Annotated in this window: 15 protein-coding genes; 9 read left to right on the top strand and 6 right to left on the bottom strand. The window is 66.9% G+C overall.

All coding sequences use genetic code 11. The features are described 5' to 3' along the window. The first annotated feature begins 174 nt into the window (after positions 1-174). The gene (locus ABS767_RS07465; protein WP_408077721.1) at positions 175-1,587 is read left to right on the top strand and encodes a UDP-N-acetylmuramate--L-alanine ligase; all 1,413 of its coding nucleotides are present in this window, start codon (positions 175-177) and stop codon (positions 1,585-1,587) included. Here ABS767_RS07465 and ABS767_RS07460 read toward each other — a convergent pair. After that, on the bottom strand, positions 1,573-2,799 hold the full coding sequence (locus ABS767_RS07460) for a mechanosensitive ion channel family protein (protein ID WP_408077720.1): 1,227 nt from the start codon (positions 2,797-2,799) through the stop codon (positions 1,573-1,575). The genes ABS767_RS07465 and ABS767_RS07460 overlap by 15 nt on opposite strands. 187 nt (positions 2,800-2,986) lie before the next feature. On the opposite strand from ABS767_RS07460, the gene ABS767_RS07455 reads away from it, so the two are divergent. From ABS767_RS07455 to ABS767_RS07445, 3 genes are read left to right on the top strand one after another with little or no spacing between them, the layout of a single operon-like run. Beyond that, positions 2,987-3,397, top strand: a complete 411-nt coding sequence (locus tag ABS767_RS07455) for a hypothetical protein (protein ID WP_408077719.1) — start codon at positions 2,987-2,989, stop codon at positions 3,395-3,397. After that, positions 3,394-3,597: a helix-turn-helix transcriptional regulator gene (locus ABS767_RS07450; RefSeq protein WP_408077718.1), complete on the top strand. Its 204-nt coding sequence runs from the start codon at positions 3,394-3,396 to the stop codon at positions 3,595-3,597. Before ABS767_RS07455 ends, ABS767_RS07450 begins: the two co-directional genes overlap by 4 nt. Before the next feature lie 4 nt (positions 3,598-3,601). Beyond that, positions 3,602-4,525 (top strand): alpha/beta fold hydrolase, encoded by a 924-nt coding sequence (locus ABS767_RS07445; RefSeq protein WP_408077717.1) that lies wholly within the window; start codon positions 3,602-3,604, stop codon positions 4,523-4,525. A 71-nt stretch (positions 4,526-4,596) separates the two neighbouring features. Here the strand turns inward: ABS767_RS07445 and fsa are convergent, their stop codons facing one another. Continuing rightward, the gene (gene fsa, locus ABS767_RS07440) at positions 4,597-5,250 is read right to left on the bottom strand and encodes a fructose-6-phosphate aldolase (protein WP_408077716.1); all 654 of its coding nucleotides are present in this window, start codon (positions 5,248-5,250) and stop codon (positions 4,597-4,599) included. A gap of 88 nt (positions 5,251-5,338) precedes the next feature. Between fsa and ABS767_RS07435 the strand changes: the two genes are divergently transcribed. Further along, positions 5,339-6,004 carry a DUF2490 domain-containing protein gene (locus tag ABS767_RS07435; RefSeq protein ID WP_408077715.1) on the top strand — a complete coding sequence of 222 codons (666 nt, stop codon included), beginning with the start codon at positions 5,339-5,341 and terminating at the stop codon, positions 6,002-6,004. 62 nt (positions 6,005-6,066) lie between these two features. On the opposite strand, the gene ABS767_RS07430 is transcribed toward ABS767_RS07435, so the two are convergent. Next, a complete protein-coding gene (locus ABS767_RS07430) occupies positions 6,067-6,459 on the bottom strand; it encodes a GFA family protein (RefSeq protein WP_408077714.1) in 393 nt (130 codons plus the stop codon). Between the two features lie 61 nt (positions 6,460-6,520). Beyond that, positions 6,521-7,225, bottom strand: coding sequence for a ZIP family metal transporter (locus tag ABS767_RS07425; RefSeq protein WP_408077713.1), 705 nt, complete (start codon positions 7,223-7,225; stop codon positions 6,521-6,523). Between the two features lie 106 nt (positions 7,226-7,331). Between ABS767_RS07425 and ABS767_RS07420 the strand changes: the two genes are divergently transcribed. The 3 genes from ABS767_RS07420 to ABS767_RS07410 all read left to right on the top strand — a co-directional run bounded on the left by ABS767_RS07420 (position 7,332) and on the right by ABS767_RS07410 (position 12,737). Beyond that, positions 7,332-9,497 (top strand): primosomal protein N', encoded by a 2,166-nt coding sequence (locus tag ABS767_RS07420; protein WP_408077712.1) that lies wholly within the window; start codon positions 7,332-7,334, stop codon positions 9,495-9,497. 85 nt (positions 9,498-9,582) lie between these two features. Then, positions 9,583-11,208, top strand: coding sequence for a hypothetical protein (locus tag ABS767_RS07415; protein ID WP_408077711.1), 1,626 nt, complete (start codon positions 9,583-9,585; stop codon positions 11,206-11,208). An 8-nt stretch (positions 11,209-11,216) separates the two neighbouring features. Beyond that, entirely contained in the window at positions 11,217-12,737 is a 1,521-nt protein-coding gene (locus ABS767_RS07410; RefSeq protein ID WP_408077710.1) for a trypsin-like peptidase domain-containing protein, read from the top strand. Here ABS767_RS07410 and ABS767_RS07405 read toward each other — a convergent pair. Beyond that, on the bottom strand, positions 12,734-13,201 hold the full coding sequence (locus ABS767_RS07405; RefSeq protein ID WP_408077709.1) for a DUF1203 domain-containing protein: 468 nt from the start codon (positions 13,199-13,201) through the stop codon (positions 12,734-12,736). The genes ABS767_RS07410 and ABS767_RS07405 overlap by 4 nt on opposite strands. Next, positions 13,198-14,232, bottom strand: a complete 1,035-nt coding sequence (ada, locus tag ABS767_RS07400) for a bifunctional DNA-binding transcriptional regulator/O6-methylguanine-DNA methyltransferase Ada (RefSeq protein WP_408077708.1) — start codon at positions 14,230-14,232, stop codon at positions 13,198-13,200. The genes ABS767_RS07405 and ada overlap by 4 nt, the downstream gene beginning before the upstream one ends. A 103-nt stretch (positions 14,233-14,335) precedes the next feature. On the opposite strand from ada, the gene purE reads away from it, so the two are divergent. After that, on the top strand, positions 14,336-14,821 hold the full coding sequence (gene purE / locus ABS767_RS07395) for a 5-(carboxyamino)imidazole ribonucleotide mutase (protein ID WP_408077707.1): 486 nt from the start codon (positions 14,336-14,338) through the stop codon (positions 14,819-14,821). Positions 14,822-14,825: the final 4 nt, after the last annotated feature.

Here is a 14,825-nt window from a genome sequence, read left to right as displayed (position 1 = left end):
TCGAGCAACCCCCAACAACCACTACCGTCACCCCGGACCTGTTCCGGGGTCCACCGTGCCACAGGCCGCGCAGCCTCTGTTCGAACGACGCACCCCGAACCCGGCTCAGCGGGACGAAAGCGGGGACCGGCAACGCCTTGCCCCACTCACGATAACTCGCGATAGCCTGTGACAATGCACTACGGCAAACCCCATTTCTTCGTCGGGATCGGCGGCAGCGGCATGATGCCGCTGGCGATGATCCTTGCCGGGCAAGGCGCACAGATCGCCGGTTCGGATCGCAGCCTCGATTCCGGGCGCCTGACGCCCAAGTTCGACGCGCTCCGCGCACTCGGCATCGACCTGTTCCCGCAGGACGGCAGCGGCATCACCTCCCCCGATCAGGTCGTGATCGCCTCCGCCGCGGTGGAGGACAGCGTACCAGACATGGTCCGCGCAGCCGAGCTGGGCTGTCCCCGAATGAGCCGCGCCGAGCTCAACGCCGCCTTGTTCAACGCGGCCCCGCAATCGGTCGGCATCGCCGGGACCAGCGGCAAATCGACCGTCACCGGCATGATCGCCTGGATTCTCCACGCGCTCGATTGTCGCCCGACGGTGATGAACGGCGCGGTGATGAAGAATTTCGTCGGCCCCGATGCCCCCTTTGCCAGCGCGCTGGTCGGCGATGGCGGCATCTATGTCAGCGAGGTCGACGAGAGCGACGGGTCGATCGCGCTCTACCAGCCGCAGATCGCGGTGCTCAACAATGTCAGCCTCGATCACAAGAGCCTGGAGGAGCTGCGCCAGCTGTTCGGCGATTTCGCGGCACGCGCAGCCACCACGATCGTCAATATCGGCGACCCGGAAAGCGCCGCGCTCGCCGCGACGCTCGATCCGGCCCGCACCCGCACCTTCGCGGTCGATGCCCCCGCCGATCTCAGTGCGCGCAACCTCGAACCGGAACCCTATGCGATCCGCTTCGACCTGGTGATGGACGGCCGGACGCGGCCGGTGCGCATCATGGCGCCGGGGCGACACAATGTCGCCAATGCGCTTGCCGCAATCGGCGCCTGTGTCGCGCTCGGGCTCGAACCCAATGCGGTCTGCGCCGCGCTGCATGGCTATTCGGGTCTGCGCCGCCGCTTCGAACTGGTCGGCCATGGCGCCGGCGTCGCGGTGATCGACGATTTCGGGCACAACCCGGACAAGATCGGCGCCACGCTCGACGCGCTCCACGCCTTTCCCGGCCGCGTCCTCGCGCTGTTCCAGCCGCACGGCTATGGCCCGCTCAAGGTGATGCGCGCCGAACTGGTCGCGATGTTCGCGGCGAAACTGGACTCCGACGACCTGCTCGTCCTCCCCGACCCGGTCTATCAGGGCGGCACCGTCGCGCGTGAGGTGACCAGCGCCGACATCGCCGCCGATGTCGCCGCCACCGGCCGCGACGCGCGCCACATCCCCGACCGCGCCGCCGCCGCCGCGCATCTCGCCGCGATCGCACGGCCCGGCGATCGCATCGTCATCATGGGGGCAAGGGACGACACGTTGAGCCTGCTCGCCAAGGAGATGGTCGAACGCCTGGACGGACAGGCGTCAGGCGGCGCGTAGCTGGCCAAGGTCCAGCCCGCTCGGTTCCTGGAACAGGCGCAGGCCGAATTCGGGCAGGATCGCCAGCAGGTGATCGAACAGGTCGGCCTGGATCGCCTCGTAATCGTCCCAGCCGGTGGTGGCGGTGAAGCAATAGAGTTCGATCGGCAGCCCCCGCGCCGTCGGATCGAGCTGCCGGACCAGCAGCGTCATGTCCTGCGCAATCCGGGCATTGGCGCGCAGATAGGCAAAGACATAGGCACGGAACGTCCCGATATTGGTGACCCGCCGCGCATTCACCGGATCGCGCCCCGCCTCGGCCAGCCGGGAATTCCAGTCCGCCAGCTCGCCCGACTTGCTGTCGAGATAGTCGTCGATCAGCGCGAACCGCCGCATCCCCGCCTTCTCCTCGTCGGTGAGGAAACGGATGCTGTTCTGGTCGATCAGCAGCGACCGCTTGATCCGCCGCCCGCCCGATTCGGCCATCCCCCGCCAGTTCTTGAAGCTTTCGGCAATCAGCCGATGGGTGGGGATGGTAGTGATCGTCTTGTCCCAGTTCTGCACCTTCACCGTGTGCAGCGCGATATCGATGACATCGCCATCAGCGTTGAGCTGGGGCATCTCGATCCAGTCGCCGACCCGCAGCATGTCGTTGGAGGTCAGCTGGACCGATGCGACCAGCGACAAGATCGTGTCCTTGAACACCAGCATCAGCACCGCCGCCATCGCCCCCAGCCCGGACAGCAACAGCAGCGGCGACTGCTCCATCAGCACCGCGATCATCAGGATCGCCGCGCCGCCGAACAACAGGATCTTCGCGACCTGAAGATAGCCCTTGATCGGCCGGCTGGCCGCGTCGGGGCGCCGCTGGTACAGCTCGTTCGCCAGGTTCAGCGCGGCGCTCAGCGCCAGCACGATGCTCAGGATCACCAGCGCGCTGACCACATTACCCGTCACCACCGCGACCTCGGGCGGCAGATGCGGGACGAGGTAAATACCCCGCGAAACGATGATTGCCGGGACAATATTGGCCAACCGCGACGCGATCCGCCTCAGCATCGGCGTTTCCCAAGCGATGACCCGCAAAGCGATCCGCAGGATCACCCGACGGACAATGAAGTTTCCTGCCGCCGCGACGGCGACGAGCAACGACAGCCCAACCAGCGCCTCGGCCCATGGCGGCAGGTCGGAAAGGAAGGGAAGGGCGGACAGGGGGGACAGAATTTCGTTCATTACGCGCTTGATCGCTGCCCACCGCATTGGCGGCAGGCGTCATGCTCCTGATTGTTTCACATGCCGCGCAAGTGGGCATCGCGAGCAACGCTGTCAAACCATGCGCATAAAAAATGCAAAGCTCGCTTGACATGTAAAGCACCATTGTCGTAAAGCTGGCTTGTCATTTGAACAAGGGAGCTTTCCAATGCGTACGCCCGCCGCAAAACGTTACCAGCGCCGCCTTGCCGCCATATCGGCAACCTATGTGGCGCTGGTCGCCGCCAACGTCTCGGTGACTCATCTCTTCCACCCGCCAGCGCCCGTGCTGGGAACGATGGCCGTGATCACCGCCCTGCCCGTGGTCGGAATGCTCGTCGTGCTCGGCGCTTATCTGCGCGAAGAAACCGACGAGTTCGTCCGCGACCGGATCATCTTCTCGATGCTGCTGGCCATCGGCATCCTGTTCTCGGCAAGCAGCATCATCGGGATGCTCCAGTTCGAAAAACTCGTCGGCGAGGTCCCGGTGTTCCTCGCCTTCCCGATCTGGTGCGGCATATGGGGCATGGCCCAATCGTTCCTCAGCTGGCGCGACAAGCGGGCCGAGGACGCGGCATGAAAAACCGCCTCCGTGTCCTCCGGGCCGAGCGCGCCTGGAGCCAGCAGGACCTGGCCGAGCGGCTCGAGGTCTCCCGCCAGAGCGTCAATGCGATCGAAACCGGCCGCTACGACCCGTCGCTCCCCCTCGCCTTCAAGATCGCCGACCTGTTCGCGCTGACCATCGAAGACATCTTCATCAACCCATCCAAAGAGGACTGATTCCATGAACAAGCTGACTCTCTTCGCCGCGCTCGCCGCGGCCTGCTTCACCACGCCCGTCGCAGTCGCCGCACCCAAGGCAGAAGCGACGACGACCGCCACCGCCTCCGCCGAAAAGCGCATGCCGCACATCTCGATCGTCGCACTCGGCGAACCGCGCAAGGGCCGCGAGCCGGTCTATCTGATCCCCGGCATGTCGAGTCCGCGTGCCGTATGGGACGGCATCGCGCCGCAGATAGCCAAGGACCGACAAGTGCTGCTGGTTCAGGTCAACGGATTTGCCGGCGACGAACCGGGCGACAATCTCAAGCCCGGCGTAACCGACGGCATCATCGCCGACATCCTCGCCGATGCCGCTGCCCGTGGCGTGAAGCGCCCCGCACTGATCGGCCACAGCTATGGCGGCCTGATCGCGATGATGATGGCGGCGCGGCATCCCGATCGCATCGGGAGCCTCATGGTGGTGGACGCCCTGCCGTTCTTCAGCAAGATTTTCGATCCCGCCGCCACGCCCGACAGCATCCGCCCCCGCGCCGAGCAGATGCGCACCATGCTCGCCGGCAATTACGAACGCGCCAAGGCGGCGTCGGCCACGCCGGTCACGCGCGATCCGGGCGGCAACCTGTCGATCCTGCCTGACGGACGAATCCAGGTGTCCAACTGGTCGATGAAGGCCGACCTGCGCGTTGTCGCCCAGGCGATGTACGAAGACATGGTGACCGATATCGGGCCCGAGCTCGGCAAGGTCACCGCGCGCCCGTTCACCGTCCTCTATGCCGCAGGCGCGGACGGCGCGGCCCAAGTCTGGGAACCGGCCTATGCCGGAACCCCGGCAAAGCTGGTCGCCGTCCCCGACAGCTATCACTTCATCATGCTCGACCAGCCCGAGCGTTTTGCCTCCGAGGTGAAGGCGTTCCTCGCAGAGTAACCCTCCGCAATCGAAAAAGGGCCATCCCGACCTGTGCCGGGATGGCCCTTTTCCTGTTCGCCGAACCTGCTTCAGCCGATCGTCTGCCCGGTCTTCGCCCAGTCGGCCATGAAGCCCTCGATCCCCTTGTCGGTCAACGGATGCTTGACCAGCTGGCGGATCACCGCGGGCGGCGCGGTCATCACATCGGCGCCGAGCTTAGCAGCCTCGAGAATGTGGATCGGGTGGCGGACGCTGGCGACCAGAATTTCGGTATCGAACGCGTAATTGTCATAGATCAGGCGGATGTCGCCGATCAGGTCCATGCCGTCGAAGCCGATATCGTCGTGACGGCCGACGAAGGGCGAAATGAAGGTCGCCCCCGCCTTCGCCGCGAGCAGCGCCTGGTTGGCCGAGAAGCACAGCGTCACATTGACCATCGTGCCGTCGCTGGTCAGCGCCTTGCACGCCTTCAGCCCCTCGATCGTCAGCGGCAGCTTGACCGCGACATTGTCGGCGATCTTCCGCACCACCTCGGCCTCGCGCATCATGCCGTCATAGTCGAGCGCAACGACTTCGGCAGACACCGGCCCTTCGACGATCTCGCAAATCTCGGCAACGACCTCCAGGAAGTTGCGCCCGGCCTTGTGGATCAGCGACGGGTTGGTGGTGACGCCATCGAGCAGTCCGGCATCCGCCAGCTCGCGGATGTCGTTGGTATCGGCGGTGTCGGCAAAGAACTTCATGGCGCGCTCCGGGTGAAATGTGACAGTTGCGTTACGGCGCGCTAAGGCGGCGCGACTCATTCGCGATGCCCTCTAACACCGGATTCCGATGCGCTCCATCCTCATCGCCCTCCCGCTGGTGATCGCCACCCCCGCCATCGCGCAGGATGAGGACAGCGAACTCTGGCTTTCCGGCTCCGGCGAAGTGTCCGTCGGGGAACGCACCAGCGTCGAGGTCGAATCGATCAACCGCTTCAGCGACGATGCCGGCGGACTGTACGAGATCGAGCTCGCCGCCGGGGTCGAGCAGCAGGTCGGCAATGGCTGGTGGGTCGGCGGCGGCTATGTCCGTGTCGTCAACTATTCGCGCGGCACCGTCACCCGCACCGAAGATCGGTTTCGCGTCCAGGGTGGAGCGTCCACCGATGCCGGACCGTTCAAGCTTTCGGCACGACTGCGCCTCGAACGCCGCACCCGCTCGAACGGCGACGATATCGGCTATCGCCTGCGGCCCAGCGTCAAGCTCGCGCTCCCGCTCGGCGACAGCGCCTTTCGGCTGTTCGCCAGCCATGAGAGTTTCATTCCGCTCAACGACACCGATTGGGGTGAGCGCTCCGGGCACGACCGCATGCGCAATGCCGCCGGGATCAGCTGGAAGGCGAGCAAGGCGATCGGGGTCGAGGCGGGCTATCTCAACCAGTATCGCTTCGCACGAGGCGCTCCGCAGGGCACGATGGACCATGTCCTGACGCTCAGCCTGGGCGTATCGCTCTGAGGCGCTGACCTGCGATCGGGGTGGCGCGTCAGCATGGGGTGCCGCCCCCGGAACAGCCTGGTTCACGGCTCGGTGCGGCCACCGCCTTCCCGATCCCTGTCATAGCGCTTCGCCGCGGGAAATGCCGGCAGCCAGGCCTCGCGCCGAATGGTCCAGTTTTCGTAGGTGGGGACGAACTGATCGGGATCATCGAAGGCACCAAGATGCACCTCGATCTCGTCCTCGAACCGCGCGTAGACCGACGAGCCACATCTCGGGCAGAAGTGTCGACCCGCATATGCGCGCGTCTCACCCGCGATCGTCACGGCATCCTGCCGGAAAATGGCCGCCGCGTAGAAGATCGCCCCGTGATGCTTGCGGCAGTCCAGACAGTGGCAGATACCGACGCGATACGGTTCGCCAACGGCAGTCAGCCGAACATCTCCGCATAGGCATCCACCAGAACGTGTCTGCATAGTTCTTTCCCCAAGCCTATTTGAGCCGACCGCATGTCGGAGCCGCGCACGGCACTTGACGCTACCCCCCGCCCAGACTGCCCAGCGAGAAGGCTAGAATGGCGCCCAGCGCGGTGGCGATTCCCGCCCAGTGGTGATCTTCCTTGAACGCCTTCGGGAACACCTCGGTCGCCAAGCTGGCAATCACCGCCCCGGCCGCGACGCAGCGAATCGCGGCAAGATGCTTCTCGCTCGCGCCTTCCAGCAGAAGATTGCCCAGGATCGCCGCGGCCGACAGCAATGCGGCAGTCGCCGCCCACAGCGCAAAGACCTTCGCGTTCGAATGCCCCTGCCCCATCATGTCGCGCGCGCCGCCTGCCGCTTCGGGCAGGTTGGAAAGCAGGATCGATCCGGCCAGCGCGGCGACTTCCATCGGTCCGGCTCCGATCAGCGCCACGCCGAGCGCCAAGTTTTCCGGAACGCCATCGAGCGTAATCGCGGCGAGCAGGCCCCCGCCCGAATCGGAACCCCACATCTGGTCGATCGCATAATCGGCCACCGCGAACAGGATCGCTCCCCCAGCCACGCCGCCTGCGGCGATCAAGAGCGATCCCTTGTCGATCGAAGGCTGGATCAGCTCCGATGTGACCGACAGGAGCAGCGCGCCGCCCGCAAGCGCGACCAGAAACCCGTCGACCCATTTGGGGAGGGTGCCGAAGATGCCCCACGCCGCGCCCGCCAGCAGAGCGCCGGAAACAACCACAACGACGATCAGCGTCAGGAGCATGCTCGCCTAATCGCCCGACAGCCGTGCTTGTTCCCCGCCCCGCCGGGCGCGGATGCACGCGCGACCGGGTTTGCAGCGCCTGCGCGAATGCCGATATGGGGCGCTCATGTCCCGCGCCCGCGTCATCGTCCTCAATTCCGCGCTCGGCCCGCTCGACTATCGCGTGCCGCGCGGCATGACGGTCGAGCCGGGCAGCATCGTCGTCGCGCCGCTCGGCCCGCGCCAGCTGATCGGCGTGGTGTGGGAGGCGGAGCGACTGCCGACCGAGGAGATCGGCGACAACCGCTTGCGCAATCTGCTTGGCGTTGCGGATGCGCCGCCGATCCCGGCACCGCTGCGGCGCCTGATCGAATGGACCGCGGACTATTATCTCGCCCCCCTCGCCTCGGTGCTCCGCATGGCGCTCAGCTCGACGTCGGCGCTCGAAGGGGGCAAGACCATCGTGGAATATCGCGCGACGGGCGAAGTGCCCGACCGGATGACCGCGCAGCGCGAACAGGCGCTCGAGCGGATCGGCGAGCGACAGGGGCTGATCCGCGAGCTCGCCGCCATCGCGGACGTGTCGGACGGGGTGATCCGCGGACTGGTCAAGGTCGGCGCGATCGAAGGGGTCACCGTCGACCTCGACAGCCCCTATCCCGCGCCCGACCCCGGCTTCGCCCCGCCCGACCTGTCGGAGGATCAGCGCGCCGCCGCGACGACGCTGTGCGAAGCGGTCGACGGCCGGACGTTCCAGCCCTTCCTGCTCGACGGGGTTACCGGCTCGGGCAAGACCGAAGTCTATTTCGAGGCAGTGGCGAGCGCGATCCGGGCCGGGCGGCAGAGCCTGGTCCTGCTCCCCGAAATCGCGCTGACCGAACCGTTCCTCAAGCGCTTCCACGCCCGCTTCGGGGTCGAGCCGGTGGCGTGGCATTCCGGCCTGCGCCAGTCGCAGCGGCGGCGGGCATGGCGCGCCATCTCCAGCGGCGAGGCGCTGGTGACGGTGGGCGCGCGCTCCGCGCTGTTCCTGCCCTATCCCAATCTCGGACTGATCGTGGTCGACGAGGCGCACGAGACCAGCTTCAAGCAGGAAGAAGGCGTCCATTATCACGCCCGCGACGTGGCGGTGATGCGCGGGCATTTCGAGCAATGCCCGGTGGTGCTGGCATCGGCCACCCCGGCGATCGAGACGCGACAGCAGGTGACGCTCGGCCGCTATACCGAACTCAAGCTGCCCGGCCGCTACGGTGCAGCGGAGATGCCCGCGATCGAGGCGATCGACCTGATCGCCGAGCCGCCGATGCGCGGGCGCTGGCTGGCGCCGAAACTGGTCAATGCGATCGACGCGACGCTGGAGCGCGGCGAACAGGTGCTGCTGTTCCTCAACCGGCGTGGCTATGCGCCGCTGACGCTGTGCCGCACCTGCGGGCATCGCTTCCAATGCCCCAATTGCACCGCCTGGATGGTCGAGCACCGGCTGATCAGCCGCCTCGCCTGCCACCATTGCGGGCATGTCATCCCCACCCCGCGCGCCTGCCCCGAATGCGACAGCGAGGACAGTCTCGTCGCATGCGGCCCCGGTGTCGAACGGATCGCGGACGAGGTGGCCGCGCTGTATCCCGATGCGAAGACCGCGATCGTCACCAGCGACACGATCTGGTCTCCGGCCAAGGCGGCCGAGTTCGTCAACCGGATGGAGGCGGGCGACATCGACATCGTCGTCGGCACGCAATTGGTGACCAAGGGCTATCATTTTCCCAATTTGACGCTGGTCGGGGTGGTCGACGCCGATCTCGGGCTGGAGGGCGGCGACCTGCGCGCGGCGGAGCGCAGCTTCCAGCAGATCTGCCAGGTCGCCGGACGCGCCGGACGCGGCGAAAAGCCCGGCCATGTGCTGATCCAGACGCACAGCCCCAAGGCCCCGGTCATGCGCGCGCTCGTCAGCGGCGACGCCGAAGGCTTCTACGCTGCCGAGACCGAGGCACGACGCGAGGCCGGCGCCCCGCCCTTCGGCCGCTATGCCGCGATCATCGTATCGAGCGAGGACAAGGATGCCGCGCTGGAGACTGCCCGCACGATCGGCCGCAGCGCGCCGCAGGTCGAGGCGATGCAGGTGTTCGGCCCCGCCCCCGCGCCGCTCGCCATGCTGCGCGGCCGCCACCGCTTCCGCCTGCTCGTCCATGCGCGCCGCGCGCTCGACGTACAGGATGTGATCCGCGACTGGCTCGGCGGGCTCGACTGGCCGGCAAAGGTGCGCGTGGTCGTGGACGTCGATCCGTATAATTTCCTTTAGATCGGGAAATTCCCGCGCCGGGCCTTGCCTCACCGGACCCCAGCCAATACCCTTGCCCGATCAGTTAGTGGGGATGGGTTTAGTAATGAATATCAAGCTCTTGGCGGCATGCACCATGCTCGTCGCGCCGGGAATCGCGCATGCCGACTGGAAGCGCGCCGAGTCGAAGAACTTCATCGTGTACAGCGAAGGGTCCGAGGACGAGCTGCGTACCGCGACCGAGAATATGGAGAAGTTCGCCTTCGTCCAGGCGGTCGTGCAGGGCAAGCAGGACGTGCCGCCTTCGCCGGTGAAGCTCAAGGTATACATGGTCGCGAACATTCCGGCGGTAGTCGCGACGATGCCGTTCCCTGCCTATGGCGTCGGCGGCTATTACAATCCGGTGCTGCGCGGCCCGTTTCTGGTTACGCCCCGCCGCGGCATCCGCAGCACGAAGATGCGCTCTGCACGCCGCCTGAGCGCGGCTGACGACGCGTTCGAGGCCGATGGCGTCTTCTATCACGAGCTGACCCACCATTTCATGTTCCAGTATTCGCCCGCCGCATACCCGTCATGGTATTCGGAGGGGTTCGCGGAATTCTGGGGCGGGTTCCATATCGAGACCAGTGACAAGGGCGATCTCGTTCGCTTCGGCCTGCCGCAGACCTCGCGCCTGACCCAGATCGCGCGTTCGCCATGGATGCCGATGGAAAAGCTGCTCACGGCGCGCAGCTATGCCGATGCCGGCGACCAGATCGGGTCGCTCTACGCGCAGGGCTGGCTGCTGACCCATTATTCCTTCGTGAACAGCGAGCGGAACAAGCAGCTTCAGACCTATCTCGCGGCGATCAACCGTGGCGAGACCTATGCCGACGCGGCCAAGGCCGGATTCGGTACGACGCTCGACGCGCTCAACAGCGAGCTTCAGGATTATTCGCGCCAGGGCAAGATCGGCACGCAGCAGATTTCGTTCAAACCGATCCCCACCGGCGAGATCAAGATTCGCGCCACCACCCCGGCGGAAAACGAACTGCTCGACGAGGATCAGCGGTTGAGCGGCGGCATCGCAAAGAGCGACAGCGACAGCTTCGTGCGCCGCGTACGTGAAGGCGCGGCGAAATTTCCCAACGATCCGTTCGCGCTGGCCGTGCTGACCGAAACCGAAGATCTCGCCGGCAATGCGGCAGAGGCGCAAGCAGCACTCGAGCGCTGGATTGCGGTCACGCCCAATGACCCGACGGCCCTGATGTTCAAGGGCAAGCTCGCGACCCAGCGGCTGACCGCCGCCAAGTCGACCGATGCCGATGCCTGGGAAGCCGCGCGTGCCGATATCGCCGCCGCGATCAAGGCATCGCCCGATACGCCGCGCTTCTACAAGGTCTATTACGACAGCTTCGTTGCCGAAGGCCGCTATCCGCCGCCGGCAGGCGCGCTCAACGGCCTCGCCTATGCGCTCAAGCTCGTGCCGAACGACGACGATCTGCGCTATCAGGTCGCGAAGGATTATGAGGATCGCGACATGATCCCCGAGGCGATCGCCGTGATCCGCCCGCTCGCCTATACGATCAAGCCCGACAGCGAGCTCTCGCCAGGCGAAAAGCGCCGCCGCGACAAGGCCAAGGAAACCTACGCGATGCTGGGACAGGTCGATAACGAGACTCCCCGCGAAATGTACGATCGCCTGCTGAAGAAGCAGGAAGAGGCCAAGGGCGGCAAGACCGCCGGAAACTGAGGGACACGATGCACGGCATGGTTCGCTGGCTGACCCTGCTTGCCATGCTGTGCGTCTGGCCGCTCGCCGCCCGCGCCGACGATATCTCGGCGGCCGGGCGGGGGGTGGTGCGCATCGTCACCATCGCGACGGTCGAGGGTGAGGTCGTCGGCTTCGGCCATGGCAGCGGCTTTGCCGTCGCGCCGAATCGCGTCCTCACCAACGCCCATGTCGTCGAGGCGGCGGAGCGCTATCCCGGCAACGTGGTGATCGGCGTCGTCCCGTCGGAAGGCGACAAGACCTTTCAGGGACGGCTGATCGCGATCGACAGCGATCGTGACCTCGCGCTGATCGAGTTCACCGGTATCCGCCTGCCAGCGCTCACCTTCTATTCGGGCCCGGTCAACGAAGGCGATTCGATGATCGCGCTCGGCTATCCGGGCAATGTCGATCTCGCCACCGCGCGCTCGGCCGCCGATTTCATCACCCCGCTCACCCCGATCCGGTCGCAGGGGGTATTCTCGGGACGCCGCGACCTTCAGGGGGTCAAGGTGCTTCTGCACACCGCAGGCATCGCGCGCGGCAATTCGGGCGGGCCGCTGCTCGACCAGTGCGGCCGCGTGCTCGGCGTCAACGCCGCGCTGACCCGCGCCGACGATGGCGATGCCAGCTTCGGCTTCGCCATCGCGAACGAGGAAGTTGCCGCCTTCCTGCGCGAGGCGAAGCAGCCGATGCCCGCCAACGGCGTCGCCTGCACCAGCATCGCCGAACGGCTGGCGCAGGACCGCAGCGCCGCCGAACAGGCGCGCGACGCGGAGGAACTGCGCAGGCGCGAGGCGGCGGCGATCGCGGCTGCGGACCGCGACAATGCGATCCAGCGTGCGCGCTCGGAAAATATCGTCACCCGCGAAAACTACATGGCCGGGGCCGCGCTGCTGCTCGTCTTCGGAGCGTTCACGCTGGGCATCGCCGGATTGCTGCTGACGCGCGAGCAGAAGCGCGAAGCAATCTACACCGCGGTGGGCGGTGGCGCCTTGATCGCCGCGTCGTTCGTCACTTTCATCCTGCGCCCGGCCTTCGACCCCGCCGCGATCGACGGCGGCGCGCGGGTGTCGATCCCGCCCCCCGCCGCGCAACCCGGCGGTCTCGGCAAGATGGTCTGCACGATCGATCCCGCCCGCTCGCGCATCACCGTGTCGGACACGCAGGACGTGGCGATCGACATCAACCCCGACGGCTGCGTCAACGGCCGCACCCAATATGCCGAAGCCGGGCAGAACTGGCAGCGCATCCTGGTGCCGGACGAGGAACAGGCGGTCTCGGTCCTCGAATATGCGCCGACGACGCGCACCTATTCCACCACGCGCTATCTGCTCCCGGCGCGCCAGATGGAGGAAGCGCGCAAACGCCGCGCCGAGGTGAAGGTGAAGGCGTGCAGCACCGACCCCGCCGCCCGCGCCGATCTCACGTCGCGCCAGCAGGCGATCCGCACCGCCCTACCACAGATATTCAACGAACGGCTGGTCTACAGCTGCAAGCCGGCTTCCTAGGCCCGGTCCACCCGCGCCGCGAAACAGCCGCGGCGCGCGAAATGCACGTGCAGCCATGCGGCACGCGGATCGCCGAACATGCGCGCGATCTCCGCCTCCAGCCCGATGCCTTCGGTCACCTCCGCATCGATCATCATGTCATCGGCATCGAATGACCGCACCGACAGCAGCCGCGACGCCAGCTGCGCCGGCACGCGGCCCTCGAACCGCGCCCGCTCCTGCGCCCCGTCGCGCACGAAGATCGCGTGGCGCGAGCGGTAGATGGTCTCGACCGGCAGATGCTCGAAATTCAGCGCCAGCACCGCGTCGCCCTGCGTCACGTCGTTCAGCGTCACGCGGCAGGGCAACCGCGCGTCCCCATCCGCGACGATCCGCACCGCGCCCGCCTCGGCAAGCTCGGCATCGGACCGTCCGTAGAGATGGCGGAACCGCGCAGGGTCAAGCCCGGTGATGACGTAGCTCATTCCTCCACCCCCTCGCGAGCGCGCAGCACCTTCTTGCGATCGATGCCATAGGCATAGCCGCCCATGCTGCCGTCGCTGCGCTGCGCCCGGTGACAAGGAATGACGATCGCCACGCTGTTGGCCCCGCACGCGGTCCCCGCCGCACGCACCGCGCCCGGTCGACCGGCGGCGATCGCAAGCTGGGTATAGCTCAGCGTTTCGCCGGGCGGGATCGCGCGCAACGCCTGCCACACCGCCTCCTGAAACGCCGTGCCGCGCACATCCAGCGGCAGGTCGGTGTGCCGCCCCGGTTGCTCGACCTCCGCCACCACCCGCGCAGCCAGATCGGCCAGCGCCGCGCCACCCGGCGCGATCTCCGCGCGGGGAAAGCGGGTGGCGAGCGCCAGCCCGTCCTCGTCGAACGCGACCCGGCACAGCCCCTTGTCGGTCGCCGCGATCAGCAACGGTCCCAGGCTCGTATCGGCCACCGTCCAGCGGATCGTCACCCCCGCGCCGCCGTTTCGCCACGCGCTGGGCGTCATTCCCAGCCGGTCGCCGGCGGTCTCGTAAAAGCGGCTGGGCGCCGAATAGCCGGCCTCATAGATCGCTTCGGTAACGCTTCCCTCCTCCTCGAGTGCAGCCGCCGCACGGCGGGCGCGCAGGCCGCGCGCATAGGCCGCCGGGGTCACCCCCGTCGCGCGCTTGAACAATCGCTGGAAATGGTGCGGCGCATAGCCGACCTGCGCCGCCAGCGCTTCCAGCCCCGGCGCCTCCTCCGCGCCCTCCAGCAACGCCACCGCCCTCGCCACCGCGATCCGCTCGCGCCCGATTTCGTCGGGCTTGCAGCGCAGGCACGCGCGAAGCCCCGTCGCCCGCGCGCTCGCCGCATCGGGAAAGAAGCGGACATTGGCGCGCAGCGGATGCCGTGCCGGACAGCTCGGCTTGCAATAGATGCCGGTGGTCAGCACCCCCGCGATCACCCGCCCGTCATAGGCGCGGTCGCGGCGCTCGAATGCAGCCCAGGCTTCGTCGTCGGGAATGATGCTGCTCATGCCCCCCGATATAGCGCATCGCGCGCCGACCGCTTCCCGCACGTTGCGTCCAAAGCGCGACCTCTTTAGGGGAACGCTTCCCCGCATCTTTCAGGGCAGGCGAATGGCGGACGCACCTCTGGTCGGCATCATCATGGGCAGCACCTCCGATTGGGAGACGATGCGCCACGCCGCCGACATTTTGGACGCACTCGGCGTCCCGCACGAGACCAAGGTGGTTTCGGCGCACCGCACGCCGCAGCGGCTCTACGATTATGCCACCGGCGCCGCCGATCGCGGGCTCAAGGTGATCGTCGCGGGCGCGGGGGGCGCGGCGCATCTCCCCGGCATGGCGGCGTCGATGACGCACCTTCCGGTGCTCGGCGTGCCGGTCGAATCAAAGGCGCTCAAGGGCATGGACAGCCTGCTCTCCATCGCGCAGATGCCGGGCGGCATTCCCGTCGGCACGCTGGCGATCGGCAAGGCGGGGGCGACCAATGCCGGCCTGCTTGCCGCCGCGATCCTCGCGACCGGCGATGCAAACCTCACCGAGCGGCTCAAGGCATGGCGCGCGCGCCAGACCGACAGCGTCGCCACCGATCCTGAGTGACCTC

It is taken from the genome of Sphingomonas plantiphila (genome assembly GCF_046000505.1).
GTDB lineage: Bacteria > Pseudomonadota > Alphaproteobacteria > Sphingomonadales > Sphingomonadaceae > Sphingomonas > Sphingomonas plantiphila.
This window is presented reverse-complemented; position numbering and strand designations above follow the sequence as displayed.